Source organism: Streptomyces sp. NPDC037203, from assembly GCF_055605065.1.
Window position 1 is genome coordinate 912,440 of the sequence record NZ_JBVJUC010000002.1, and the last position, 22,581, is coordinate 935,020.

27 protein-coding genes are annotated in these 22,581 nt (G+C 73.8%); 21 read left to right on the plus strand and 6 right to left on the minus strand.

Annotated features, from left to right (window positions below; genetic code table 11):
* Positions 1-150: 150 nt before the first annotated feature.
* From ACZ7EC_RS08590 to ACZ7EC_RS08600, 3 genes are all read left to right on the plus strand, one after another.
* Entirely contained in the window at positions 151-1,164 is a 1,014-nt protein-coding gene (locus tag ACZ7EC_RS08590) for an ABC transporter ATP-binding protein (protein WP_471059494.1), read from the plus strand.
* A gap of 79 nt (positions 1,165-1,243) precedes the next feature.
* Positions 1,244-2,068 carry an ABC transporter permease gene (locus tag ACZ7EC_RS08595; protein ID WP_471059496.1) on the plus strand — a complete coding sequence of 275 codons (825 nt, stop codon included), beginning with the start codon at positions 1,244-1,246 and terminating at the stop codon, positions 2,066-2,068.
* A 34-nt stretch (positions 2,069-2,102) separates the two neighbouring features.
* Positions 2,103-2,759 (plus strand): AAA family ATPase, encoded by a 657-nt coding sequence (locus ACZ7EC_RS08600; RefSeq protein ID WP_471059498.1) that lies wholly within the window; start codon positions 2,103-2,105, stop codon positions 2,757-2,759.
* Positions 2,760-2,862: 103 nt separating this feature from the next.
* Here ACZ7EC_RS08600 and ybaK read toward each other — a convergent pair whose 3' ends face one another.
* The 4 genes from ybaK to ACZ7EC_RS08620 all read right to left on the minus strand — a co-directional run bounded on the left by ybaK (position 2,863) and on the right by ACZ7EC_RS08620 (position 6,990).
* Positions 2,863-3,363, minus strand: a complete 501-nt coding sequence (gene ybaK / locus ACZ7EC_RS08605) for a Cys-tRNA(Pro) deacylase (protein ID WP_471059500.1) — start codon at positions 3,361-3,363, stop codon at positions 2,863-2,865.
* A gap of 12 nt (positions 3,364-3,375) precedes the next feature.
* Positions 3,376-4,116: an LON peptidase substrate-binding domain-containing protein gene (locus ACZ7EC_RS08610; RefSeq protein ID WP_471059502.1), complete on the minus strand. Its 741-nt coding sequence runs from the start codon at positions 4,114-4,116 to the stop codon at positions 3,376-3,378.
* A gap of 11 nt (positions 4,117-4,127) precedes the next feature.
* A complete protein-coding gene (locus ACZ7EC_RS08615) occupies positions 4,128-5,213 on the minus strand; it encodes a hypothetical protein (RefSeq protein WP_471059504.1) in 1,086 nt (361 codons plus the stop codon).
* 199 nt (positions 5,214-5,412) lie between these two features.
* Entirely contained in the window at positions 5,413-6,990 is a 1,578-nt protein-coding gene (locus ACZ7EC_RS08620) for an oxidoreductase (protein ID WP_471059506.1), read from the minus strand.
* Positions 6,991-7,185: 195 nt separating this feature from the next.
* Here ACZ7EC_RS08620 and hisD point away from each other — a divergent pair, with 195 nt between their 5' ends.
* From hisD to ACZ7EC_RS08665, 9 genes are all read left to right on the plus strand, one after another.
* Positions 7,186-8,511 (plus strand): histidinol dehydrogenase, encoded by a 1,326-nt coding sequence (gene hisD / locus ACZ7EC_RS08625; RefSeq protein ID WP_471059508.1) that lies wholly within the window; start codon positions 7,186-7,188, stop codon positions 8,509-8,511.
* Positions 8,508-9,620, plus strand: a complete 1,113-nt coding sequence (locus tag ACZ7EC_RS08630; protein ID WP_471059510.1) for a histidinol-phosphate transaminase — start codon at positions 8,508-8,510, stop codon at positions 9,618-9,620. The genes hisD and ACZ7EC_RS08630 overlap by 4 nt, the downstream gene beginning before the upstream one ends.
* Entirely contained in the window at positions 9,617-10,210 is a 594-nt protein-coding gene (gene hisB / locus ACZ7EC_RS08635) for an imidazoleglycerol-phosphate dehydratase HisB (protein WP_085564273.1), read from the plus strand. The genes ACZ7EC_RS08630 and hisB overlap by 4 nt, the downstream gene beginning before the upstream one ends.
* Before the next feature lie 3 nt (positions 10,211-10,213).
* Positions 10,214-10,378 (plus strand): hypothetical protein, encoded by a 165-nt coding sequence (locus ACZ7EC_RS08640; protein WP_397986432.1) that lies wholly within the window; start codon positions 10,214-10,216, stop codon positions 10,376-10,378.
* Positions 10,375-11,019 (plus strand): imidazole glycerol phosphate synthase subunit HisH, encoded by a 645-nt coding sequence (gene hisH / locus ACZ7EC_RS08645; RefSeq protein ID WP_471059513.1) that lies wholly within the window; start codon positions 10,375-10,377, stop codon positions 11,017-11,019. Before ACZ7EC_RS08640 ends, hisH begins: the two co-directional genes overlap by 4 nt.
* A gap of 3 nt (positions 11,020-11,022) precedes the next feature.
* A complete protein-coding gene (gene priA / locus ACZ7EC_RS08650; protein ID WP_397986434.1) occupies positions 11,023-11,748 on the plus strand; it encodes a bifunctional 1-(5-phosphoribosyl)-5-((5-phosphoribosylamino)methylideneamino)imidazole-4-carboxamide isomerase/phosphoribosylanthranilate isomerase PriA in 726 nt (241 codons plus the stop codon).
* Positions 11,745-12,140 carry a RidA family protein gene (locus ACZ7EC_RS08655; RefSeq protein ID WP_471059515.1) on the plus strand — a complete coding sequence of 132 codons (396 nt, stop codon included), beginning with the start codon at positions 11,745-11,747 and terminating at the stop codon, positions 12,138-12,140. The genes priA and ACZ7EC_RS08655 overlap by 4 nt, the downstream gene beginning before the upstream one ends.
* 6 nt (positions 12,141-12,146) lie before the next feature.
* Positions 12,147-12,902, plus strand: coding sequence for an imidazole glycerol phosphate synthase subunit HisF (gene hisF, locus ACZ7EC_RS08660; RefSeq protein ID WP_471059517.1), 756 nt, complete (start codon positions 12,147-12,149; stop codon positions 12,900-12,902).
* Positions 12,903-13,012: 110 nt separating this feature from the next.
* Positions 13,013-14,251, plus strand: coding sequence for an MFS transporter (locus ACZ7EC_RS08665; RefSeq protein WP_471059519.1), 1,239 nt, complete (start codon positions 13,013-13,015; stop codon positions 14,249-14,251).
* A gap of 15 nt (positions 14,252-14,266) precedes the next feature.
* Here the strand turns inward: ACZ7EC_RS08665 and ACZ7EC_RS08670 are convergent, their stop codons facing one another.
* Positions 14,267-14,665: a VOC family protein gene (locus tag ACZ7EC_RS08670; RefSeq protein WP_471059521.1), complete on the minus strand. Its 399-nt coding sequence runs from the start codon at positions 14,663-14,665 to the stop codon at positions 14,267-14,269.
* A 15-nt stretch (positions 14,666-14,680) separates the two neighbouring features.
* Positions 14,681-15,316 (minus strand): TIGR03085 family metal-binding protein, encoded by a 636-nt coding sequence (locus ACZ7EC_RS08675; protein WP_471059524.1) that lies wholly within the window; start codon positions 15,314-15,316, stop codon positions 14,681-14,683.
* Between the two features lie 82 nt (positions 15,317-15,398).
* Between ACZ7EC_RS08675 and hisI the strand changes: the two genes are divergently transcribed.
* The 9 genes from hisI (at position 15,399) to trpA (ending at position 22,466) form a co-directional block, all read left to right on the plus strand.
* Positions 15,399-15,797, plus strand: a complete 399-nt coding sequence (gene hisI / locus ACZ7EC_RS08680) for a phosphoribosyl-AMP cyclohydrolase (RefSeq protein ID WP_085564265.1) — start codon at positions 15,399-15,401, stop codon at positions 15,795-15,797.
* A gap of 11 nt (positions 15,798-15,808) precedes the next feature.
* Positions 15,809-17,341, plus strand: coding sequence for an anthranilate synthase component I (locus tag ACZ7EC_RS08685; RefSeq protein ID WP_471059526.1), 1,533 nt, complete (start codon positions 15,809-15,811; stop codon positions 17,339-17,341).
* Positions 17,342-17,366: 25 nt separating this feature from the next.
* Entirely contained in the window at positions 17,367-18,005 is a 639-nt protein-coding gene (locus ACZ7EC_RS08690) for a TIGR02234 family membrane protein (RefSeq protein ID WP_471059528.1), read from the plus strand.
* A 168-nt stretch (positions 18,006-18,173) separates the two neighbouring features.
* On the plus strand, positions 18,174-18,437 hold the full coding sequence (locus tag ACZ7EC_RS08695) for an HGxxPAAW family protein (protein WP_471059530.1): 264 nt from the start codon (positions 18,174-18,176) through the stop codon (positions 18,435-18,437).
* 125 nt (positions 18,438-18,562) lie between these two features.
* The gene (locus ACZ7EC_RS08700; RefSeq protein WP_471059532.1) at positions 18,563-19,096 is read left to right on the plus strand and encodes a DUF2752 domain-containing protein; all 534 of its coding nucleotides are present in this window, start codon (positions 18,563-18,565) and stop codon (positions 19,094-19,096) included.
* A gap of 145 nt (positions 19,097-19,241) precedes the next feature.
* Positions 19,242-20,051: an indole-3-glycerol phosphate synthase TrpC gene (gene trpC / locus ACZ7EC_RS08705; RefSeq protein ID WP_397986444.1), complete on the plus strand. Its 810-nt coding sequence runs from the start codon at positions 19,242-19,244 to the stop codon at positions 20,049-20,051.
* 22 nt (positions 20,052-20,073) lie between these two features.
* Complete coding sequence (trpM, locus tag ACZ7EC_RS08710; protein ID WP_471059535.1) at positions 20,074-20,259, plus strand: tryptophan biosynthesis modulator TrpM; 186 nt, start codon at positions 20,074-20,076, stop codon at positions 20,257-20,259.
* Between the two features lie 108 nt (positions 20,260-20,367).
* Complete coding sequence (gene trpB / locus ACZ7EC_RS08715; RefSeq protein ID WP_471059537.1) at positions 20,368-21,651, plus strand: tryptophan synthase subunit beta; 1,284 nt, start codon at positions 20,368-20,370, stop codon at positions 21,649-21,651.
* A complete protein-coding gene (gene trpA / locus ACZ7EC_RS08720; protein ID WP_471059539.1) occupies positions 21,648-22,466 on the plus strand; it encodes a tryptophan synthase subunit alpha in 819 nt (272 codons plus the stop codon). Before trpB ends, trpA begins: the two co-directional genes overlap by 4 nt.
* The last annotated feature ends 115 nt before the right edge of the window (positions 22,467-22,581 follow it).

The window sequence follows — 22,581 nt, forward strand, 5'->3', positions numbered from 1 at the left end:
GAGGCCGGGAGCCGCGACCGGTGTGAGGCGGAGCGGGCCGCACGGGGCCGGTACGAGGCCCGGACGGGGGCACACCGGCTCCGCGCCCGGTGTTGCTCCGGGTGGCCCCAAGGGTGGGTAAAGGGGCCGGACCCCGTACCCTCTCCCCTTGTGAGTACGCGCGTGGGGCAGGCACTTCGGCAGGACGAGGTCGTCCGCGTACGCGGGCTCGCCAAGACCTATCCGGCCGTCAAGGGCCGCCGCGGCGCACCCGGCACCCCCGAGGTGCGGGCCACCGATGCCCTGGAGCTGACGGTACGGCGCGGCGAGATCTTCGGGCTGCTCGGCCCCAACGGCGCCGGCAAGTCCACCCTCGTACGACAGCTCACCGGTCTGCTGCGCCCCGACACCGGCAGCGTCGAGATCCTCGGCCACGACATCGTGCGCCACCCCGAGCGGGCCGCACGGCTCCTCGCCTACCTGGGCCAGGAGTCCACCGCCCTGGACGAGCTGACCGTCTCCCTCGCTGCCGAGACCACCGGACGCCTGCGCGGCCTGGACGCGCGGGCGGCGCGAGCCGAGCGGGACGCCGTACTGGAGGAGCTGGGGCTCACCCCGATCGCCGGGCGGCCGCTGAAGAAGCTGTCCGGCGGGCAGCGCCGGCTCGCCACCTTCGCCGCCGCCCTCGTCGGCGAGCGCCCGCTGCTCGTCCTGGACGAGCCGACCACCGGCATGGACCCGGTGGCCCGGCGCGCGGTCTGGGCGGCCGTGGACCGGCGGCGCGCCGAACGCGGCACCACCGTCCTCCTCGTCACCCACAACGTCATCGAGGCCGAGACCGTGCTCGACCGGGTCGCCGTGCTCGACCGGGGCCGGGTCATCGCCTGCGACACCCCCGCCGGGCTGAAGGAACGCGTCGCCGGCGAGGTCCGGGTGGAGCTGGTGTGGCGGGAGCGGGCGCCGCTGGAGGTGCCCGAGGTCGCCGTGCTGCGCGAGCGCGCGGTCGAGTCCGGTCGGCGCTGGACGCTGCGGCTCGCCCCCGAGGAGGCCCGCGCCGCCGTCGCCACGGTGACCGGCGGCGCCGCCTTCGCCGCCCTGGACGACTTCACCCTGGCCACGCCCAGCCTGGAGGACGTCTACCTGGCCCTCGGCGGCGCCGCCCGGCAGGGGCTGGTGAAGGCATGAGCACGCGGGCCGTACACAGGGCGCGGGCCGTACCCGGTGGGGCCGGTACGGCTGCCGTAGGGAAGAGGAGCAGCTCGTCGTGAGTGTCGTACCCGCGCAGGTTCTGCCCGACGGGGCCCGGACCGCCGTACCGGAGGCGGGGCCGGCCGCGGCCGAGCTCGCCCCCGCGGCGCGGCTGTGGCCGTCGCTGGCGGCCGTGTACCGGGCGCAGCTGTCCCGTGCGAGGGTGGCGCGGATCCCGCTGCTGTTCGTGGCGACCTTCCAGTCGATCGGCATCACCGTGATGATGCGCGGCGTCGTCGACAACGGCTTCGAGGCGCGGTCCGTGGTGGCCGGCTCCTCCGTGCTCGTCGTCGCGTTCGTCGCGCTCAACCTGCTGGCCCAGTACTTCGGGCAGCTGCGGGCCGGCGGCGGCCTCGACCACTACGCCACACTGCCGGTGCCGCCCGCCGCGGTGGTGCTGGGCACGGCCGCGGCGTACGCCTCCTTCACCGTGCCCGGCACGCTGGTGACCGCCGTCTTCGGCTGTGTGCTGTTCGGTCTGCCGCTGGCCAACCTGTGGGTGCTGCTGGCCGTCGTGCCGCTCGCCGGGGCCGCGCTGTCCGGGCTCGGCGCGGCGCTGGGCCTGCTCGCGCCCCGCCCCGAACTGGCCACGCTGCTCGGGCAGCTCGGCATGTCGGCCGCCCTGCTGCTCGGGGTGCTGCCGGCCGACCGGATGCCGGAGATCATCCGGCTGGCGCGGGACCTGCTGCCCTCCACCTACGGCGTGGAGGCGTACGCCCGCACGTTCGGCGCGCATCCGGACTGGGCCGTCGTCTTCGCTGACCTGGGGGTGTGCGCGGGGGTCGGAGTGGTCTCGCTGGCCGCGGCCGCGTGGGCGTACCGCAGGGCCGCCGTCCGGTGACGCGGCGCACAGGCCGACCTGGCACGATGGCAGGGTGACCGCACCGCTGAACCCGCCCCCGCCCCCGCACGACCACTCCGCGCACCAGGTCTGGCAGGCGCCGCCCGCCGGGGTGCCGACGGCGGGTGCCCCCGAAGAGGACGGCCCCGGAATGAAGACCGAAGTGCGCGAGGGCGCCGTGATCGCCGTGCTGACGGCGGTGTGCGGGGCGCTGCTCGGGCTGCTGTGGTGGCGGCTGGCACCCCATGTGCCGCTGGTGGGGGACCAGTCGGGCAACAGCTGGGTGGTCTACCTCAAGGACAGCGAGGGCGAGCAGGCGGTCGGCGTGGACGGCACCTTCACCCTGCTGGCGCTCGCGTTCGGCGCGGTGAGCGGGCTCGCGGCCTTCCTGTGGCGCAGGCGGGGCGGCGTACCGCTGGTCGTCGGGCTGGCGCTCGGCGGACTGCTCGGCTCCCTGCTGGCCTGGCGGCTCGGCGTGTGGCTCGGGCCCACGTCCGACGTCATCGCCCACGCCCGTGCGGTCGGCAAGGGGGTCACCTTCCCGGCGCCGCTGCGCCTGGGGGCGAAGGCGGCGCTGCTGTCCTGGCCGTTCGCCGCGGTGCTGGCGCACCTCGGGCTCACCGCGCTGTTCGGCCCCCGCGACCCCGAGCCGCAGCAGCCCGGCGAGGCACCGCTCACCCCCGCCCCGTAGCCGCGGCGCACCGCTCGCGGCAGGGTCCCGGCCCGGCGGGGGCTCGGGGCTCGACCCCGGCCCCCTTGCCCCGCTCGCTCGGCCCCGTCCCGCGCCCGGCCCCTCAGCCCCGTCCGATCGGCGCCGTCACCGCTCCCGTCAGCTCCGCCAGGTCGCCGGGCGCCAGCTCCACCTCCAGGCCCCGCCGCCCCGCCGACACGCAGATCGTGAGGTGGCCGAGGGCCGAGTCGTCGAGGACGGTGGGGAGCTTCTTGCGCTGGCCGAGCGGGGAGATGCCGCCGCGGACGTAGCCGGTGGTGCGCTCGGCCAGGGCCGGATCGGCCATGGCGGCGCGCTTGCCGCCCACCGCCGAGGCCAGGGCCTTCAGATCGAGGGTGCCGGCGACCGGGACGACCCCGACGACGAGGTTGCCGTCCACGTCGGCCACCAGGGTCTTGAAGACGCGGTCGGGGGAGACGCCCATCGCCTCCGCGGCCTCCTCGCCGTAGGAGGGGTGGGCGGGGTCGTGCTCGTAGGCGTGGACCGTGAACTCCACGCCCGCCGCGCTCAGCGCGACCGTCGCCGGGGTCCCGCCGGACTGCTGCTTCTTCGATTTCTTCGCCATGAGGATGCGCGCTCAGTTCAGACTGGTCGGCGTCCGCGTCAGCTCGGACGCGGGCAGCGACGGCAGGTTGCGGATGATGGCGGTCTCGCCGCGCAGGATCTTCAGCTCGTCCCGCAGCCGGGAGGCGGTGTCCGGCGCCTGGAGCAGCCGCTGCTTGGTCGGCGTGTCGTGCATCATCGCGGCCGCCACCAGGTACGACACCACGCTGGGTTCGTCCGGCAGCTCCGCGCTCGTGGCGAGCGACCGCTCCCGTGCCCCCGCCAGTCGCTTCTGGTACTGCCGGAAGGCCCTCAGCACGCCCTCCGCGAGCGCCCCCGCCTCGTCGCCCGGCTCCTCCGCCAGCTCCTCCAGCTCGGCCGTCAGACAGGGCCCCGAGGCGTCCACGGACAGCAGCCGCACCCGCGTCGTACCGGTCGCGAGCACCTCGAAGGTGCCGTCGGCGCGCTCCCGGATGGTGGCGGCGTCCGCGATGCAGCCGACCTGGTGGAAGGAGGTGAGCGGGTCCGGGCCGAAGCCCGCGGCCGGCCCGCGCTCGGGCTCCGCCGTGGGGTCGGGCATGCCGGGGGCGCTGGGCGCCACTTCGTACCCGTCGCGGATGGCCACGACGGCGAACCGGCGCGGCTCCTCCTCGGGGGTCTTCAGCAGCTCGCGCATCATGGCGCGATACCGCTCCTCGAAGACGCTCAGCGGGAGCACGAGTCCGGGGAAGAGGACCGTGTTCAGCGGGAAGAGGGGCAGACGGACGGTGGTCACGGCGCCCCAGCCTAATGGTCCGCGGCGCGGTGGTGTCCGCGGTGTCCCGGCACCACGTCCCCGGCGGCCGGCAGCAGCCCGGCCGCGGCGGGTGTCCCGCCGCCCGACAGCAGGTGCTCGCGCAGCCGCAGGAAGTGGCCGAGCGGGTCGTCCGAGAACCGGTCCCAGGGGGAGGAGGTCACATAGGGGCCGATCAGCCGCACCAGGGCGCGCGCGTCCTCGCCGCGGTCCAGGCGCAGCAGCACGTAGAGCAGCTTGTTGCGCACCGCGGCGGGCCACGGCTCGGCCGCCGCGAACCGCGCCGACAGGGCGAGGGCGCGGTCGGCCGCCTCGTCCAGCCGCTCGCGGGTCACTCCGGGCCCGCCGCCCTCGATCAGATAGCCGTAGGCCGCCCACGCGGGCAGGGCCTGCACCAGCGAGTCCGCCGGGGCGTCCTGCGCGGCCAGCTCGGCGAAGTCGAAGCAGGCGTGGTGCGCGGCGCTCGGCACGTGCGGGGTGTCCCCGAAGCGGATGCAGCAGAACGCGCCCAGGTAGCGGAGGGCGGCCACGTGGCAGCCGTAGTGGTGCGGGTCGCGGCGCAGCGCCGCCTCCCACAGCTCCTCGAAGTAGCGGTGCCCGGCCCGCGAGCCGCGCGCGTGGTCCAGGGCGATCCGCCAGGGCACCGGGTCCCGGTCGTCGGCCCGCGCGGCGGCCGTGATCAGCGGGCTGACCTCGCGCAGCAGCTCGGCACGGGCCGGCGAGGACCACACCCGGTCCACCGCCAGCTGGGCCGCGACCAGCAGGGCGCCGGGGTCGTCCGGTTCGGCCGCCCGCCAGTCCTCGAACCACTCGGAGCGCAGCCGGGCGAAGGCGGCCAGCCGCCGGGCGTACCCGTCGTGGTTCTCCCACTCGGCCGCGGCGCGGGTGCCGGCCAGCAGCTCGGCCGCGGCGCGGTACTCGCCCTGCCCGGCGGCGACCAGCGCGGGCGAGAGCCGGTCGTCGGGTGCGTCGAGCACGGCTTCGTCCCCGGAGGCGATCCCTCCGGCCGGGCGCGCGGAAGGTCGGGACATCCAGGAGCGGCGGAGGAAGGAGGGCAGCGGAACCATGGTGCGGACCATTGAAAGTCCGCAGGTCGCGGCTGCGCCAGAGGCTTGGGGGAAGTCATGGAAGGTTGTACGGCCCAGGGTCAAGGACCGGCAAAGGGCGACTGTTCGAGTTTTGTGCGGAGAGGACGGTCAAGGGCGGCCTTTACCCACATGCCCGCACATGCCCGCACATGACCGCGCACCCGCTGCCGCGGCCCGGCTTGCCGCGACGTCAGCTGCGCCGCAGCAGCCGGGTCGCGCCCGCCGCCACCGTCGTCGCCAGTACCCAGCCCAGCAGGATCATCGCGGCCGACAGCCACTGCCAGGGGCCGCGCAGCTGCCACTCGCCGACCTGGCCGAGGTCGATCACCGGCAGCAGCAGGTCCAGGGTGAACAGGGCCGAGCTCCAGTAGGGGCGGTCGTCGTGGTTGGCCGGGAGATGCGTCGCGTGCGAGAAGGCGAGGGTGCCGGCCGCCCAGAGCACCGCCATCCACACCGCGGCACGGCCGGGCCGGTAGCCGTACGCGACCGCCAGGTCCTGGGCGTAGCCCCAGAGCTTGCCCGCCAGCGGCAGCGTCTCCCGGCGCCTGCGCTGCTTGGCGAGCAACACCTCGCGGGCGTCCTCGTCCTCCCCGGCCTGCCGCAGCACCGAGGCGAGGCGCTCGTACGGCTCCGGGGCGTACTCGGCGGTGGCCGCCGCGATCCAGTCCAGGCGCCGGGCCAGCGGGAACGGACCCTGCGGCACCAGGTTCTCGTAGGTGAAGCCGCCCATGTGCAGCCGCCCGGCGCCGGGCCAGGCGCCCGCGCGGTCCACCAGATTCATGATCTGCGCCCCCGACAGCACCACCTTGCCGCGCTGCGGGCCGTCCCCGAGGAAACGCAGTTCGGGCGCGTGCACCCGGCGCAGCGACAGCTCCTGGTCGTCGGTGAGGGTGAACCGGGCCTGCTCCAGGTCCACCGCGTCCCCGAACCGCCCGTCGTCCAGCCGCAGCCCGCCCTGGCACTCGAACCGCTGGATCCGGGTCCCGCGCGCCGGTGTGGTCCCGCTGAGCAGCGGGTTCCCCACCCCGGCCGGGGTCAGGTACAGGGTGCGCTCCACACTGAGCTGGGGCGCGTTCAGGGCGAGCCTGGAGTACGGGTTGGACAGGCGCGCGCCGCGCAGGCTCAGCGAGACGCCGATCTGGGCGCCGCGCAGCCGCAGTTCGCCGTGCGACTCCAGCAGCTCCGCCTGGAGGTCCTGGCCGACGTTGAGGCCGTCCGCGGAGATCGAGCGCCCGCTGCGGTCCCGGTACACGATCGACTGGTTGAGCAGCAGATCGGTGCCGATGTGCGCGTCGGTCAGCCGGACCCCGCTCTGGAACCGGCAGCGCGGCAGATGGAGATCGCCCTCGGTGTGCAGCCGGGCCGCCTCCAGGCGCGGCACCGAGCAGTTCACCAGCCGCAGCGTGCTGAACCGCGCCTCCGGCACCAGCACCTGCTCGTCGAAGCGGCAGTCGCGCAGCTCGGCGTACGGCCGCACGGTGCCGCCCGCCACGTCCAGGGTGCCCGTGACGCGCACCCCGGCGAGTTTGAGCGCGGACACCCGCCCGGCCAGCGCCGGCGGCCCGTCCAGCAGCAGCCAGGCGATGATGCGCGCCCGCACGGACCGCTCGGGCCCCCACGGATGCCCGCCGTGCGGGTCGTCCACGACGGTGTCGCCGCTGCTCAGGTCGTACACACTGCCGTTGCGGAAGGCCTGCCACATGCCGGCCTCGGCCGCGGTCAGGTCGTCCGGCAGGTCCCCGGCGACGAAGCCGGTCCCCTCGGTCACCGCTGTTCCCTCTTTCTCCGCCGTCCGGGTGGTTCGTCCCGCGGTTGATGCCCGCTGAGTGACGCACGGAACACCCGTGGTGAACGGGATCTTCCGGGTTCCGGCCAGCGTCTGTACCAGGCATTGGCCCGCGGCCTGTATCAGCCATTGATACGTGCGGACGACTACGGACGGGGGTCTGAGAGAATTGGAACCGTGATTTCCCGAATCGATCTGCGCGGCGACGCCCTCCCCGAGGGTCCCGCCCTGCGTGACCTGCTGCCCCGAGCCGACTTCGACGTTCAGGCCGCCCTGGAGAAGGTGCGTCCGATCTGCGAGGACGTGCATCATCGCGGCGACGCGGCGCTGATCGACTTCGCCGAGAAGTTCGACGGAGTACGGCTGGAATCCGTCCGTGTCCCGGCCCGCGCCCTCGCCGACGCGCTGACCGGCCTCGACCCGGCCGTGCGCGCCGCCCTGGAGGAGTCCATCCGGCGCGCCCGCCTGGTGCACCGCGCGCAGCGCCGCACCGCCCACACCACCCAGGTCGTCCCCGGCGGCGCGGTGACCGAGAAGTGGGTTCCGGTCGAGCGCGTCGGGCTGTACGCGCCGGGCGGCCGCTCGGTCTACCCCTCCTCGGTGATCATGAACGCGGTCCCGGCCCAGGAGGCCGGCGTCGAGTCCGTCGCGCTCGCCTCGCCGCCGCAGGCCGAGTTCGGCGGCCTGCCGCACCCGACGATCCTGGCCGCCTGCGCGCTGCTCGGCGTGGACGAGGTGTACGCGGCGGGCGGCGCCACCGCCGTCGCGATGTTCGCCTACGGCACCGAGTCCTGCCCGCCCGCCACCATGGTCACCGGCCCCGGCAACATCTGGGTGGCCGCCGCCAAGCGCTACTTCACCGGCCGGATCGGCATCGACACCGAGGCCGGACCCACCGAGATCGCGATCCTCGCCGACGACACCGCCGACCCGGTGCACGTGGCGGCCGACCTGATCAGCCAGGCCGAGCACGACCCGCTCGCGGCCGCCGTCCTCGTCACCGACTCCCCGGACCTCGCGGACGCGGTGGAGAAGGAGCTGGAGCCGCAGGTCGCGGCCACCAAGCACACCGACGACCGGATCCGCCCGGCCCTCGCCGGCCGGCAGTCCGCGATCGTCCTGGTGGACGGCGTCGAGGAGGGCCTGAAGGTGGTCGACGCGTACGGCGCCGAGCACCTGGAGATCCAGACCGCCGACGCCGCCGCCGTCGCCGACCGGGTACGCAACGCGGGCGCGATCTTCATCGGCCCCTGGGCCCCCGTCTCCCTCGGGGACTACGCGGCCGGGTCCAACCACGTGCTGCCCACCGGCGGCTGCGCCTGCCACTCCTCGGGCCTGTCCGTGCAGTCCTTCCTGCGCGGCATCCACATCGTCGACTACTCCAAGGACGCGCTCGCCGAGGTCGCGCACCACGTGGTGACGCTGGCGGAGGCGGAGGACCTGCCGGCGCACGGCGCGGCGGTCAAGGCGAGGTTCGGCTGGAAGGTACCGGAGAGCAAGTGAGCGACGTAAGGATCGACGACCTTCCCATCCGGGACGAGCTGCGCGGCAAGTCCCCTTACGGCGCGCCCCAGTTGGACGTCCCCGTCCGCCTGAACACGAACGAGAACCCGTACCCGCTGCCCGAGCCGCTGGTCGAGCGGATCGCCGAGCGGGTCCGGGAGGCCGCCCGCGGCCTGAACCGCTACCCCGACCGGGACGCGGTCCAGCTGCGCACCGAGCTGGCCAAGTACCTCAGCGAGACCGGCAAGTTCCCGCTGACCCTGGCGAACGTCTGGGCGGCCAACGGCTCGAACGAGGTCATCCAGCAGCTGCTCCAGACCTTCGGCGGCCCCGGCCGCAGCGCGATCGGCTTCGAGCCGTCGTACTCGATGCACGCGCTCATCGCGCGCGGCACCGGCACCGGCTGGATCTCCGGTCCCCGAGGCGAGGACTTCACGATCGACCCGGCCGCCGCCGAGCGCGCCATCGCCGAGCACAAGCCGGACGTCGTCTTCCTCACCACCCCCAACAACCCCACCGGCAACGCGATCCCGCCCGAGACGGTGCTCGCGCTGTACGAGGCGGCGCAGGCGGCCAAGCCGTCGATGGTGGTCGTGGACGAGGCGTACGTCGAGTTCAGCCACGGCGACTCGCTGCTGCCGCTGCTCGACGGCCGCCCGCACCTGGTGATCTCGCGCACCATGTCCAAGGCGTTCGGCGCCGCGGGCCTGCGTCTCGGCTACCTCGCGGCCGACCCGGCCGTGGTGGACGCCGTCCAGCTGGTCCGGCTGCCGTACCACCTGTCGGCGATCACCCAGGCGACCGCGCTGGCCGCCCTGGAGCACACCGGCACCCTGCTCGGCTATGTCGAGCAGCTGAAGTCCGAGCGGGACCGGCTGGTCGCCGAACTGCGCGCGATCGGCTACGACGTCGTCGAGTCCGACGCCAACTTCGTGCAGTTCGGCCGGTTCGCCGACGCCCACGAGGCCTGGCGGAAGATCCTCGACCGGGGCGTCCTGGTCCGGGACAACGGCGTACCGGGATGGCTGCGGGTCTCGGCCGGCACCCCCGCGGAGAACGACGCGTTCCTCGACGCCGCACGTGAAGTCAAGAAGGAGCTTGAGGCATGAGCCGCGTAGGGCGCGTCGAGCGCACCACCAAGGAGACCTCGGTCCTGGTCGAGATAGACCTCGACGGCACCGGGCGGACCGACATCGCCACCGGCGTCGGCTTCTACGACCACATGCTCGACCAGCTCGGCCGGCACGGTCTGTTCGACCTGACCGTGAAGACCGACGGCGATCTGCACATCGACTCCCACCACACCATCGAGGACACCGCCCTCGCGCTCGGTGCCGCCTTCAAGCAGGCGCTCGGCGACAAGGTGGGCATCTACCGCTTCGGCAACTGCACGGTGCCGCTGGACGAGTCCCTCGCCCAGGTCACCGTCGACCTCTCCGGCCGCCCCTACCTCGTGCACACCGAGCCCGAGCGCATGGCGCCGATGATCGGCGAGTACGACACCACGATGACCCGCCACATCCTGGAGTCCTTCGTGGCCCAGGCGCAGATCGCGCTGCACGTTCACGTACCGTACGGACGTAACGCCCACCACATCGTGGAGTGCCAGTTCAAGGCGCTCGCCAGGGCGCTGCGCTATGCCTCCGAGCGCGACCCGCGCGCGGCCGGCATCCTCCCGTCGACGAAGGGCGCGCTGTAACCCATGACCGGTCTGTCGACCCTGCTGATCGTCGTCGGCCTCTTCCTGGTCGGCGGCATCATCTCCTTCGCCAAGCAGAAGATGCCCACCAGCCTGATCGTGCTGCTCTCCCTCGCGGCCGGACTGTGCCTGGTCGCCGGTGTCATGCGGCTGGAGGTGTGGAATTGACCGCGACAGCCAAGAAGGTCGTCGTCTTCGACTACGGCTTCGGCAACGTCCGCTCGGCCGAGCGCGCCCTCGCGCGGGTCGGCGCCGACGTGGAGATCACCCGTGACTTCGACGCGGCGATGAACGCCGACGGCCTGCTGGTACCGGGCGTCGGCGCCTTCGCCGCCTGCATGCGGGGCCTGCTCGACGCCCGCGGCGACTGGGTCATCGACCGCCGGCTGTCCGGCGGCCGCCCGGTGATGGGCATCTGCGTCGGCATGCAGATCCTGTTCTCGCGCGGCATCGAGCACGGCGTGCAGGCCGAGGGCCTGGAGGAATGGCCCGGCACCGTCGGACCGCTGGAGGCCGACGTCGTGCCGCACATGGGCTGGAACACCGTGGACGCCCCGGCCGACTCCGAGCTGTTCGCCGGCCTGGACGCGGACGCCCGCTTCTACTTCGTGCACTCCTACGCCGTCCACGACTGGACGCAGGAGACCCACAACCCGGTGATCGCCGCCCCCAAGGTCACCTGGGCCACCCACGGCAAGCCCTTCGTCGCCGCGGTGGAGAACGGCGCCCTGTGGGCCACCCAGTTCCACCCCGAGAAGTCCGGCGACGCCGGCGCCCAGCTCCTCACCAACTGGATCGGAACCCTGTAGACCATGGCCAAGCTCGAACTCCTCCCCGCCGTCGACGTGCGCGACGGCCAGGCCGTACGCCTCGTCCACGGCGAGTCCGGGACCGAGACCTCCTACGGCTCCCCGCTGGAGGCCGCGCTCGCCTGGCAGCGGTCCGGCGCCGAGTGGTTGCACCTGGTCGACCTGGACGCGGCCTTCGGCACCGGTGACAACCGCGCGCTGATCGCCGAGGTGGCGGGGGCCATGGACATCAAGGTGGAGCTGTCCGGCGGCATCCGCGACGACGACACCCTCGCTGCCGCCCTCGCCACCGGCTGCACCCGCGTCAACCTCGGCACCGCCGCCCTGGAGAGCCCCGAGTGGGTCGCCAAGGTGATCGCCGAGCACGGCGACAGGATCGCGGTCGGCCTGGACGTGCGCGGCACCACCCTGCGCGGCCGCGGCTGGACCCGCGACGGCGGCGACCTCTACGAGACGCTGGACCGGCTGAACAAGGAGGGCTGCGCGCGCTACGTCGTCACCGACATCGCCAAGGACGGCACTCTCCAGGGCCCCAACCTGGAACTGCTGCGCAACGTGTGCGCGGCCACCGACCGGCCGGTCGTCGCCTCCGGCGGCGTCTCCTCCCTGGACGACCTGCGCGCCATCGCCGAACTGGTGCCCCTCGGTGTCGAGGGCTCCATCGTCGGGAAGGCCCTCTACGCGAAGGCGTTCACCCTGGAAGAGGCCTTGGAGGCTGTGGCGTCATGACATCGGATGCCGTACGGCGGGTGCAGAGCGGGAGTCCCTGGGAAGAGAGTTTCGGTTTCGCACGCGCCGTCGCGGCGGGGGACCGGGTGTCGGTGGGCGGCACCACGCCCTTCCGGGGCACGGTCCTGTACGGCGAGGGCGATCCGTACGAGCAGACCAGGGTCGCCTTCGGCAACGCCCTGGAGGCGCTCAAGGAGTTCGGTCTCGGCATCGAGTCCGTGATCCGCACCCGTATGTACCTGAGCCATGTGCGCGACGTCGACGAGGCGGGCCGGGCCCACAAGGACCTGTTCGACTCCGTGCGCCCCGCCTCCACCCTGCTGGTGGTCGCGGGCTTCGTGGACCCGCGCATCCTGGTCGAAGTAGAGCTTGAAGCATTCAGAGGAGCCTGAGCAGTCATGACCCTGGCGGTCCGAGTCATCCCCTGCCTGGACGTGGACAACGGCCGGGTCGTCAAGGGCGTCAACTTCCAGAACCTGCGCGACGCGGGCGACCCCGTCGAGATGGCCAAGGTGTACGACGCCGAGGGCGCCGACGAGCTGACGTTCCTGGACATCACCGCGTCCTCGGGCGACCGGGAGACGACGTACGACGTGGTGCGCCGCACCGCCGAGCAGGTGTTCATCCCGCTCACCGTCGGCGGCGGCGTGCGCACCGCCGAGGACGTGGACAAGCTGCTGCGGGCGGGCGCCGACAAGGTGGGCGTGAACACCGCGGCGATCGCCCGCCCCGAGCTGATCCGTGAGATCGCCGAGCGCTTCGGCCGCCAGGTGCTGGTCCTGTCGGTGGACGCCCGGCGCACCGGGTCCGGCTCCTTCGAGGTGACCACGCACGGCGGCCGCCGGGGCACCGGCATCGACGCCGTCGAGTGGGCGCACCGGGCCGCCGAGCTGGGCGCGGGCGAGATCCTGCTGAACTCGATGGACGCCGACGGCACCAAGGACGGCTACGACCTGGAGATGATCTCCGCCGTCCGCAAGCACGTCTCCGTGCCGGTCATCGCCTCCGGCGGCGCGGGCGCGCTGGCCCACTTCCCGCCGGCCATCACCGCCGGCGCGGACGCGGTCCTCGCGGCCTCCGTCTTCCACTTCGGCGACCTGCGGATCGGCGAGGTGAAGGAGACGCTGCGCGGGGCGGGGCATCCGGTGCGCTGACCCGTGCGCTTCCGCGTTCCCGCGGCCGGGCCGGTCACGGGCCGGAGCGGGGACGGGCGGGAGCGCCGGTGGCAGCCGCCCTTCCGTCCCGGCCTCACAAGGAACCCGACTTGAGCTCGACCCTCGTCACCCCGGCCCCCGTCCAAGCCCACCGGGACCCCCAGGTGCGGCGGTGGCTGGCCGCCTACACGTGCTCCATGCTCGGGGACAGCGTGTACTACCTGGCGCTCTCCTGGGCGGCCGTACGGGCCGGCACCGCGGCGCAGGCCGGGCTGGTGATGTCGGCGAGTGCGCTGCCCCGTGCCCTGCTGATGCTCGGCGGGGGAGTGCTCGCCGACCGGCTCGGGCCCCGGCGGGTCGTCATCGGCAGCGACGCCCTGCGCTGCGCCGCCGTCCTCGCGGTGGCCGCCCTGCTGTACCTCACCCGCCCCGGACTGTGGCCGCTCGCCCTGCTCGCGCTGGTCTTCGGCACCGTGGACGCCGTGTTCGTGCCCGCCGTGGGCGCCCTCCCCGCGCGGGTCACCGGCAAGGACCAGCTGGCCCGCGTCCAGGGCATGCGCGGCCTGGCCATCCGCTTCGCGAGCGTCGTCGGCGCCCCGCTCGGCGGCCTCGCCGTGGCCGCCGGCGGCGCCCCCGCGGCCTTCGCCCTCGCGGGAGCGCTGATCGCCGTGTCCGTGCCCCTGCTGCTCTCTGTACGGATACGGGAGCTGCCCGGCGACCGTGCGGACGCCCCCCGCACCACCGCGCGGGCCGACCTCGCGGCCGGGCTGCGCCACATCCGCGGCCACCGCGTCCTCGCCCCGCTGATGCTCACCATCGCCCTCGGCGACCTGGGCTTCGTCGGCCCGCTCAACGTCGGCCTGACCCTGCTCGCGGACCACCGCGGCTGGGGCGCCTCCGGGATGGGCTGGGTGCTCGCCGGGTTCGGCGTCGGAGCCGGCGCCGCCTCGCTGCTGCTCACCCTCCGGGGACGGCTGCCGCGCGCCGGCCTCCTCGTCGGCGTCACCATCGTCGCCGGGTCCGCGGCCATCGGCGCCCTCGCCTACGCGCCCGGCCTCTGGGCGGCCGCCGGTACCGCCCTGCTCGTCGGCCTGCTGACCGGGCTCAGCGGCGCGATGTGCGGCGCTCTGCTCCAGACCCGGGCCGACCCCGCCTACCTCGGCCGGGTCACCGCCGTCTCCAGCCTGATCAGCCTCGGCCTCACCCCGCTCAGCATGCCCCTCGCCGCCGCCGCGATCGGCGCCTTCGGGCTCGGCCCCGTCTACCTGGTCAGCGCCTTCGTGTGCGCCCTCGGCGGGGTCGTCGCCCTCGTCGTACCGGCCCTGCGCCGCGCCGAGCTGCCCGGCTGAGGCTCCCCCCGGCATTCATCCCTTCGGCTGAACCAGCTGCACGAGATTGCCGCACGTGTCGTCGAACACCGCCGCCAGCACCGGCCCCTGCTCCCGCGGACCGTGCGGGAAGCGGACCCCCAGCCCGCTCAGCCGGTGGTGCTCGGCGGCGAGATCGTCCACGGAGAAGACGATGCAGGGGATACCCGCCTCGTACAGCGCGCGGCGGTAGGACTCGGCGATCGGGCCCTCGCCCGGTTCCAGGAGGAGCTGGAGGTCCGGCTGCGCTCCCTCGGGCGCGCCGACCGTGACGAACGGCGTGCCGTCACCGAGATCCATGTGGGTGCGCGTCTCGAAGCCGAGGACATCCGTGTAGAAGGCGTGCGCCCGCGCCACGTCGTCCACGTACACCCCGGTCATCGCGACCTTGATCACGGGCGGCCTCCCACGTCAGAGCCCCAGCTGCTTGGAGGAGTGCAGCTTGTCGATCGCGTCCGCCTCGCCCTCCACCTCGACGCGGGCCGCCCGGTCCCGGCCGAACGCGAACAGCAGCAGCTCCGACGGCTCCCCGGTCGCCGTGACCACCGGCGCGCCCTTGTGCGCCACCACGGTCTGCCCGTCGGGCCGGCGCAGCACCAGCCCCGTCGGCACCCCGCGCCCCAGCAGCCGCGCCGTGCGCTCCAGGCGCGACCACAGCGCGTCCTGGAACACCGGGTCCAGCTCCCGCGCGCTCCAGTCCGGCTGCGCCCGGCGCACGTCCTCGGTGTGCACGTAGAACTCCACCGTGTTCGCGGCCTCGTCCACCTGCTTGACCTGGAACGGCGAGAACCGCGGCGGCCCCGTGCGGATCAGCTGGATCAGCTCCTCGTACGGCTTCGCGGTGTACTCCGCCATCACCTTCTCCAGGCGCGGCGCGAGCTGCTTGATCAGCGCGCCGCCGGCCGCGTCCGGGCGGCGCTCGCGCACGATCACGTGCGCGGCCAGGTCGCGGGTGCGCCAGCCCTCGCACAGGGTCGGCGCGTCCGGGCCCACGGTTTCCAAGAGGTCGGCGAACAGGAGCCGTTCACGCTTGGCGAAGGTCGACATGGGGTCAGCCTACGACCAGCCACCGGTCCGCGCAGTGGACACCCGCCCGGCACTGCCGGTGGCGCGCGGCACAATGGCACCCATGACCAGTACGCCCGGAACCCCCCGGCCCAGCAGCCTCGACCCGGAGATCGCCGCCCGCCTCAAGCGCAGCGCCGACGGCCTCCTGCCCGCCATCGCCCAGCAGCACGACACCGGAGAGGTGCTCATGCTCGGCTGGATGGACGACGAGGCGCTGCACCGGACCCTGACCACCGGCCGCTGCACCTACTGGTCGCGCAGCCGCCAGGAGTACTGGGTCAAGGGCGACACCTCCGGGCACGTCCAGTGGGTGAAGTCGGTCGCGCTGGACTGCGACGCCGACACCGTGCTGGTCCAGGTCGACCAGGAGGGCGCCGCCTGCCACACCGGCGCGCGCACCTGCTTCGACGAGGACGTCCTGCTCAAGGACGCCGGTCTGCCGTCCGGCGCGGACCAGTGAGGCCCGCCGCCATGGACCTGGAGACCTTCCGCAAGCTCGCCGCCGACCGGCGCGTCATCCCCGTCACCCGCAAGCTCCTCGCCGACGGCGACACCCCCGTCGCCCTCTACCGCAAGCTGGCCGGCGAACGCCCCGGCACCTTCCTGCTGGAGTCCGCGGAGAACGGCCGCTCCTGGTCCCGCTACTCCTTCGTGGGCGTCCGCAGCGCCGCCACCCTCACCGCCCGCGACGGCCAGGCCCACTGGCTCGGCACCCCGCCGGTCGGCGTCCCCGCGGACGGCGACCCCCTCAAGGCCCTGCGCGCCACCCTCCAGGCCCTGCACACCCCGCACACCGAGGGCCTGCCCCCCTTCACCGGCGGCATGGTCGGCTACCTCGGCTACGACATCGTGCGCCGCCTGGAGAAGATCGGCCCCGGCGAGCGCGACGACCTGAAGCTTCCCGAGCTGACCATGCTCCTGACCAGCGACCTCGCGGTGATGGACCACTGGGAGGGCTCGGTCCTGCTGATCGCCAACGCGATCAACCACAACGACCTGGACACCGGCGTGGACGAGGCGTACCACGACGCGGTCGCCCGCCTCGACGCCATGGAGGCCGACCTCACCCGCGCGGTGGCCCAGCCCCCCGCCGTGCTGCCGCCCTCCGAGCTGCCCGAGTACACCGCGCTGTGGGGCGGCCCCGACTTCCGGCGCGCCGTGGAGGACGTCAAGGAGCGCATCCGCGCGGGCGAGGCCTTCCAGGTGGTCCCCTCCCAGCGCTTCGAGACGCCGTGCACGGCCGGCGCCCTGGACGTGTACCGGGTGCTGCGGGCCACCAACCCGTCGCCGTACATGTACCTCTTCCGCTTCGACGGATTCGACGTCGTCGGCTCGTCCCCCGAGGCGCTGGTCAAGGTCGAGGACGGCCGGGCCATGGTCCACCCCATCGCCGGCACCCGGCACCGCGGCGCCACCCCGCAGGAGGACCAGGCGCTCGCCGACGAGCTGCTCGCCGACCCCAAGGAGCGCGCCGAACACCTCATGCTGGTCGACCTCGGGCGCAACGACCTCGGGCGGGTCTGCGAGCCCGGCTCGGTCGAGGTGGTCGACTTCATGTCCATCGAGCGCTACTCGCACGTGATGCACATCGTCTCCACCGTCACCGGGCGGGTCGCCGACGGCCGCACCGCCTTCGACGTGCTCACCGCCTGCTTCCCGGCCGGCACCCTCTCCGGCGCCCCCAAGCCCCGCGCGATGCAGATCATCGACGAACTGGAACCGTCCCGGCGCGGGCTGTACGGCGGCTGCGTCGGCTACCTGGACTTCGCCGGGGACTCCGACACCGCGATCGCCATCCGCACCGCCCTGCTGCGCGACGGCACGGCCTACGTGCAGGCCGGAGCGGGCATCGTCGCCGACTCCGACCCGGTCGCCGAGGACCAGGAGTGCCGCAACAAGGCCGCGGCGGTGCTGCGGGCGGTGCACACCGCCAACCGGCTCGGCCGCCAGGGTCCTTCGTCCGGGCCGGGCTCAGGGAATCCTGCCGCACGGAACCCCGGATGACGCTTCGGCGGGGGTTCAGGCGATAGTGGAGTACGTGACTGCTGTTCCTCACCCCCGTTCCGAAGCCGCCGCGCCCGCCCGGACCGGCCGCCGGAGCCTCGCCATGGCCCTCCTGTTCGGCGCGCTCGGCGCGGCCGTGGCGCTGCTCGCCAGCCGGCAGCGCTGGGCGGAGGGCACCGCGTCGGTGGCCGGCGGAGCGTTCCCGCTCACCGCGAAGGGCAGCGAGGTCACGGGCGTGCCCGCGGCCCTCGCCATAGTGGGCCTCGCCGCGCTCGTCGCCGTCTTCGCCGTCCGCCGGGCCGGCCGCTTCCTCGTCGCCGCTCTGCTCGCGCTGTCCGGCGCGGGCATCATGGCCGCCGCCCTCTTCTCCGCCTCCGACGACAGCGCGCTGGACGAGAAGGCCGCCCAGGCCAGCGGCGACACCACCGCCACGGTCGCGGCGCTGAGCCACACCGGCTGGCCCTACGTGGCGGCCGTCGGCGGCCTGCTGATCCTGCTCGCGGGCCTGCTCGCGCTCCGCTTCGGCAGCGGCTGGCCCGCCATGTCCGGGCGCTACGAACGCGGCACCGACCGCCCGCGCAAGGCGGCCAGGCCGGTCGACCCGGAGCGGCCCGAGGAGATCTGGAAGGCCCTGGACCGGGGCGAGGACCCCACCGGCACCTGACCCCGCGCGGATGTGGCGAACCAGACGCCACCCCCGCGTCCGGCGCGCGCAGGCGTACGGGACAATGGACGGCGAGCGTCCGGCTCGGACAGTGACGGGCGGGCTCGGCGCCGTACGACACGTACGTCGCTCTCCTGGGACACGTACACAGCAACGAGGAGCACAGACATGGCGGGCAGCAGCCACGGCCACGGTCACACCCCGGCGGCCTGGACCGGCGTCATCATTTCCTTCATCGGCTTCCTGGTCGCGGGCGCCTTCATGGTGATGGCCAACACCATCGGCTTCTGGGTCGGCATGGCGCTCATCATCGGTGGCGCTCTCGTCGGCGGCATCATGAAGGCCATGGGTCTCGGCGCCAGCGCCAAGCCGCTCAAGATGGTCGGCGGTACCCCCATCGCCATGCGCGAGCCGGTCGCGGTGGAGAGCTGAGCCGCCGGGTACGGCACCTCTTCCCCGAGGGCGGACCGGAGTCCCTGACGGACCCGGACCGCCCTTTCGCGTCCCAGGGCACGGCAGAGGGCTCTCCCGCGCGCACGGCCGCCGTGTCGGCGAGAATGCCTGACGTGACCGCCGCCAACCGACCGGCCCCGCCCGCCGCGCCCCCCGCCCGGACCGCCCCGCACCCGGCCGCTCCGGCCGCTCTCGCCTGGTCCGGCGCCCCCGCCCGGCCCGTGTGGGCCGCTCCGCCCACCCCCCGGTGGTGGCGCCTTGCCACCCCCGCCGGTGTGCTCGCGGCGGTCGCCGGTGCCTTCGCCTACGTCGGGGCCGTCGACCCGAACCATCCGGGCCACTACCCGGTGTGCCCCCTCTACCGGTTCACCGGCCTGTACTGCCCCGGCTGCGGCGGGCTGCGCAGCGCGCACGCGTTCGTGCACGGGGACCTGGTGGCGGCTCTGCACGACAACGCGCCCGCCGTGGCCGGCTACGTCCTCTTCGCGGTGCTGTGGGTGGTCTGGGCCGTACGGGCGTGGCGCGGCCGGCCCGCACGGCTCGCCCCGGGCAACGCCCAGATGTGGGCCCTCGGCGGCCTGCTGCTGGTGTTCACCGTGGTCCGCAACCTGCCCTTCGGTGCCTGGCTGCACCCCTGACCTGCGGCGCCGGTGTCCAGGAAGTGAAACCGGCGTCCACCGGATGCGAGGCTCCGGCCCTGCTCCGGATACCATCGAGTGACCACGGGTTTCCACCACCTGAAGGAACCCGAAGGAACGAACCGTCTGAAAGGGGGCCGCTCGCGTGAGTGTGCTCGACGAGATCATCGACGGAGTCCGTGCCGACCTCGCGGAGCGGCAGGCACGCGTCAGCCTCGACGAGCTCAAGGAGCGCGCGGCCAAAGCACCCGCCGCCAAGGACGGGGTGGCCGCGCTCAAGGGCGACGGCGTCAAGGTGATCTGCGAGGTCAAGCGCTCCAGCCCCTCCAAGGGCGCGCTGGCCGCGATCGCCGACCCGGCCGGACTCGCCGCGGACTACGAGGCGGGCGGCGCCGCCGTCATCTCCGTCCTCACCGAGCAGCGCCGCTTCGGCGGCTCCCTCGCCGACCTGGAGGCCGTCCGCGCCCGCGTGGACATCCCGGTCCTGCGCAAGGACTTCATCGTCACCTCGTACCAGCTGTGGGAGGCCCGCGCGTACGGCGCCGACCTCGCCCTGCTGATCGTGGCCGCCCTGGAGCAGCCGGCCCTGGAGTCCCTGATCGAGCGCGCCGTCTCCATCGGCCTCACCCCGCTGGTCGAGGTGCACGACGAGGACGAGGCCGAGCGCGCGGTGGCCGCGGGTGCCCGGATCATCGGCGTCAACGCGCGCAACCTCAAGACCCTGGAGGTCGACCGCGGCACCTTCGAGCGGGTCGCCCCGGAGATCCCCGAGGGCATCGTCAAGGTCGCCGAGTCGGGTGTGCGCGGCCCGCACGACCTGATCGCCTACGCCAACGCCGGCGCCGACGCCGTCCTGGTGGGCGAGTCCCTGGTCACCGGCCGCGACCCGCGGACCGCCGTCTCCGACATGGTCGCCGCCGGCGAGCACCCGGCGCTGCGGCACGGCCGCGACTGATCCTCCACTAGGCTGCCCTCCGATGACTGCGACGACCACCGTGGACCGCTACGCGCGCCTCGCCCGCGGCTGCCGCCCCCGCGGCTGCCGCGCGCCCGCGCGCCGCGTCCACGGCCGCCGGGTCCGCTATGTCATCGGCGACGAGCCCGGCCAGGTCAACGGCATGCGATGGCACCGGCCGGCCTTCAGGGGCGCGGGGCAGAGCTGAATGCGCGGCTCCACCGCGTGAGCGCGACGGGCCACTGACGGCCCGCAGCCGGCCTCCCGCCCCACGGCGAACCGTGTCTCTTCACCGCACTCACCGTGAGGTTTCCGCATGCCCAGCAACTACTTCTTCCCCGACCCGGAGGGTCAGGTCCCCAGCTCCGAGGGCTACTTCGGAGCGTTCGGCGGCAAGTTCATCCCGGAGGCCCTCGTCGCCGCCGTGGACGAGGTCGCCGTCGAGTACGACAAGGCCAGGCAGGACCCCGAGTTCGCCCGTGAACTCGACGACCTGATGGTCAACTACACCGGCCGCCCCTCGGCGCTCACCGAGGTGCCCCGGTTCGCCGGACACGCCGGTGGCGCACGGGTGTTCCTCAAGCGCGAGGACCTGAACCACACCGGCTCACACAAGATCAACAATGTGCTCGGCCAGGCGCTGCTCACCAAGCGCATGGGCAAGACCCGCGTCATCGCCGAGACCGGCGCGGGCCAGCACGGCGTCGCCACCGCCACCGCCTGCGCGCTGTTCGGCCTCGACTGCACCATCTACATGGGCGAGATCGACACCGAGCGCCAGGCCCTGAACGTGGCCCGGATGCGCATGCTCGGCGCCGAGGTGGTGGCCGTGAAGTCCGGCAGCCGCACGCTCAAGGACGCCATCAACGAGGCGTTCCGGGACTGGGTCGCCAACGTCGACCGCACCCACTACCTGTTCGGCACCGTCGCGGGCCCCCACCCCTTCCCGGCCATGGTCCGCGACTTCCACCGGGTCATCGGCGTCGAGGCCCGCCGCCAGATCCTGGAGCGCGCCGGACGCCTGCCCGACGCGGCCGTCGCCTGCGTCGGCGGCGGCTCCAACGCCATCGGCCTCTTCCACGCCTTCGTGCCCGACGCCGGCGTCCGCCTCATCGGCTGCGAGCCGGCCGGCCACGGCATCGACACCGGCGAGCACGCGGCGACCCTGACCGCGGGCGAGCCCGGCATCCTGCACGGCTCCCGCTCCTACGTCCTCCAGGACGAGGAGGGCCAGATCACCGAGCCGTACTCGATCTCGGCCGGTCTGGACTACCCCGGCATCGGGCCCGAGCACGCCTACCTCAAGGACTCGGGCCGTGGCGAGTACCGCGCGGTCACCGACGACGCCGCCATGCAGGCCCTGCGCCTGCTCTCGCGCACCGAGGGCATCATCCCGGCCATCGAGAGCGCCCACGCCCTCGCGGGGGCCCTGGAGGTCGGCAGGGAACTGGGCCCGGACGGGCTGATCGTCGTCAACCTCTCCGGGCGCGGCGACAAGGACATGGACACCGCGGCCCGCTACTTCGGGCTGTACGACACCGACGCCGAGGTGGCCGCGGACGCCGCCGCCACCGCCGAGATCGAGGGGGACGCCAAGTGAGCGGCAACATCCAGCTGTTGACGGACACCCTCGCCGCCGCGAAGGCCGAGAGCCGGGCCGCGCTGATCGCCTACCTGCCGGCCGGGTTCCCGACCGTGGACGGCGGCATCGAGGCGATCAAGAACGTGTTCGACGGCGGCGCCGACGTGGTCGAGGTGGGCCTGCCGCACAGCGACCCGGTGCTGGACGGCCCGGTCATCCAGACCGCCGACGACATCGCCCTGCGCGGCGGCGTCAAGATCGCGGACGTGATGCGCACGGTGCGCGAGGCGCACGCGGCCACCGGCAAGCCCGTGCTCGTGATGACGTACTGGAACCCCATCGACCGCTACGGCGTCGAGCGGTTCACCGCCGAGCTGGCCGAGGCGGGCGGCGCGGGGTGCATCCTGCCCGACCTGCCGGTGCAGGAGTCGGCGCTGTGGCGGGAGCACGCCGACAAGCACGGCCTCGCCACCGTCTTCGTGGTCGCGCCGAGCAGCAAGGACGCACGGCTCGCCGAGATCACCGCGGCGGGCAGCGGCTTCGTCTACGCCGCCTCGCTCATGGGCGTCACCGGCACCCGTGAGTCCGTCGGCGCACAGGCCCAGGACCTGGTGCAGCGCACCCGCGTCAGCCGCCCCGAACTGCCCGTCTGCGTCGGCCTCGGCGTCTCCAACGCGGTCCAGGCCGCAGAGGTCGCCACTTTCGCCGACGGTGTGATCGTCGGATCGGCCTTCGTCAAGCGGATGCTGGACGCCCCGGACCACGCGTCCGGCCTGGCGGCGGTGCGCGAGCTGGCCGGGGACCTGGCGAAGGGCGTGCGCGGCCAGGCGTGACCGCGGGGCGCCGCCGGCCGCGACCACGGGGCGCGGCCGGACGCCCTGGCACGGCCCGGTCGTCATGTATCGGGCATTCCGGTCACTCGAACGGGTGGACCTCGGGCCGGGGAGG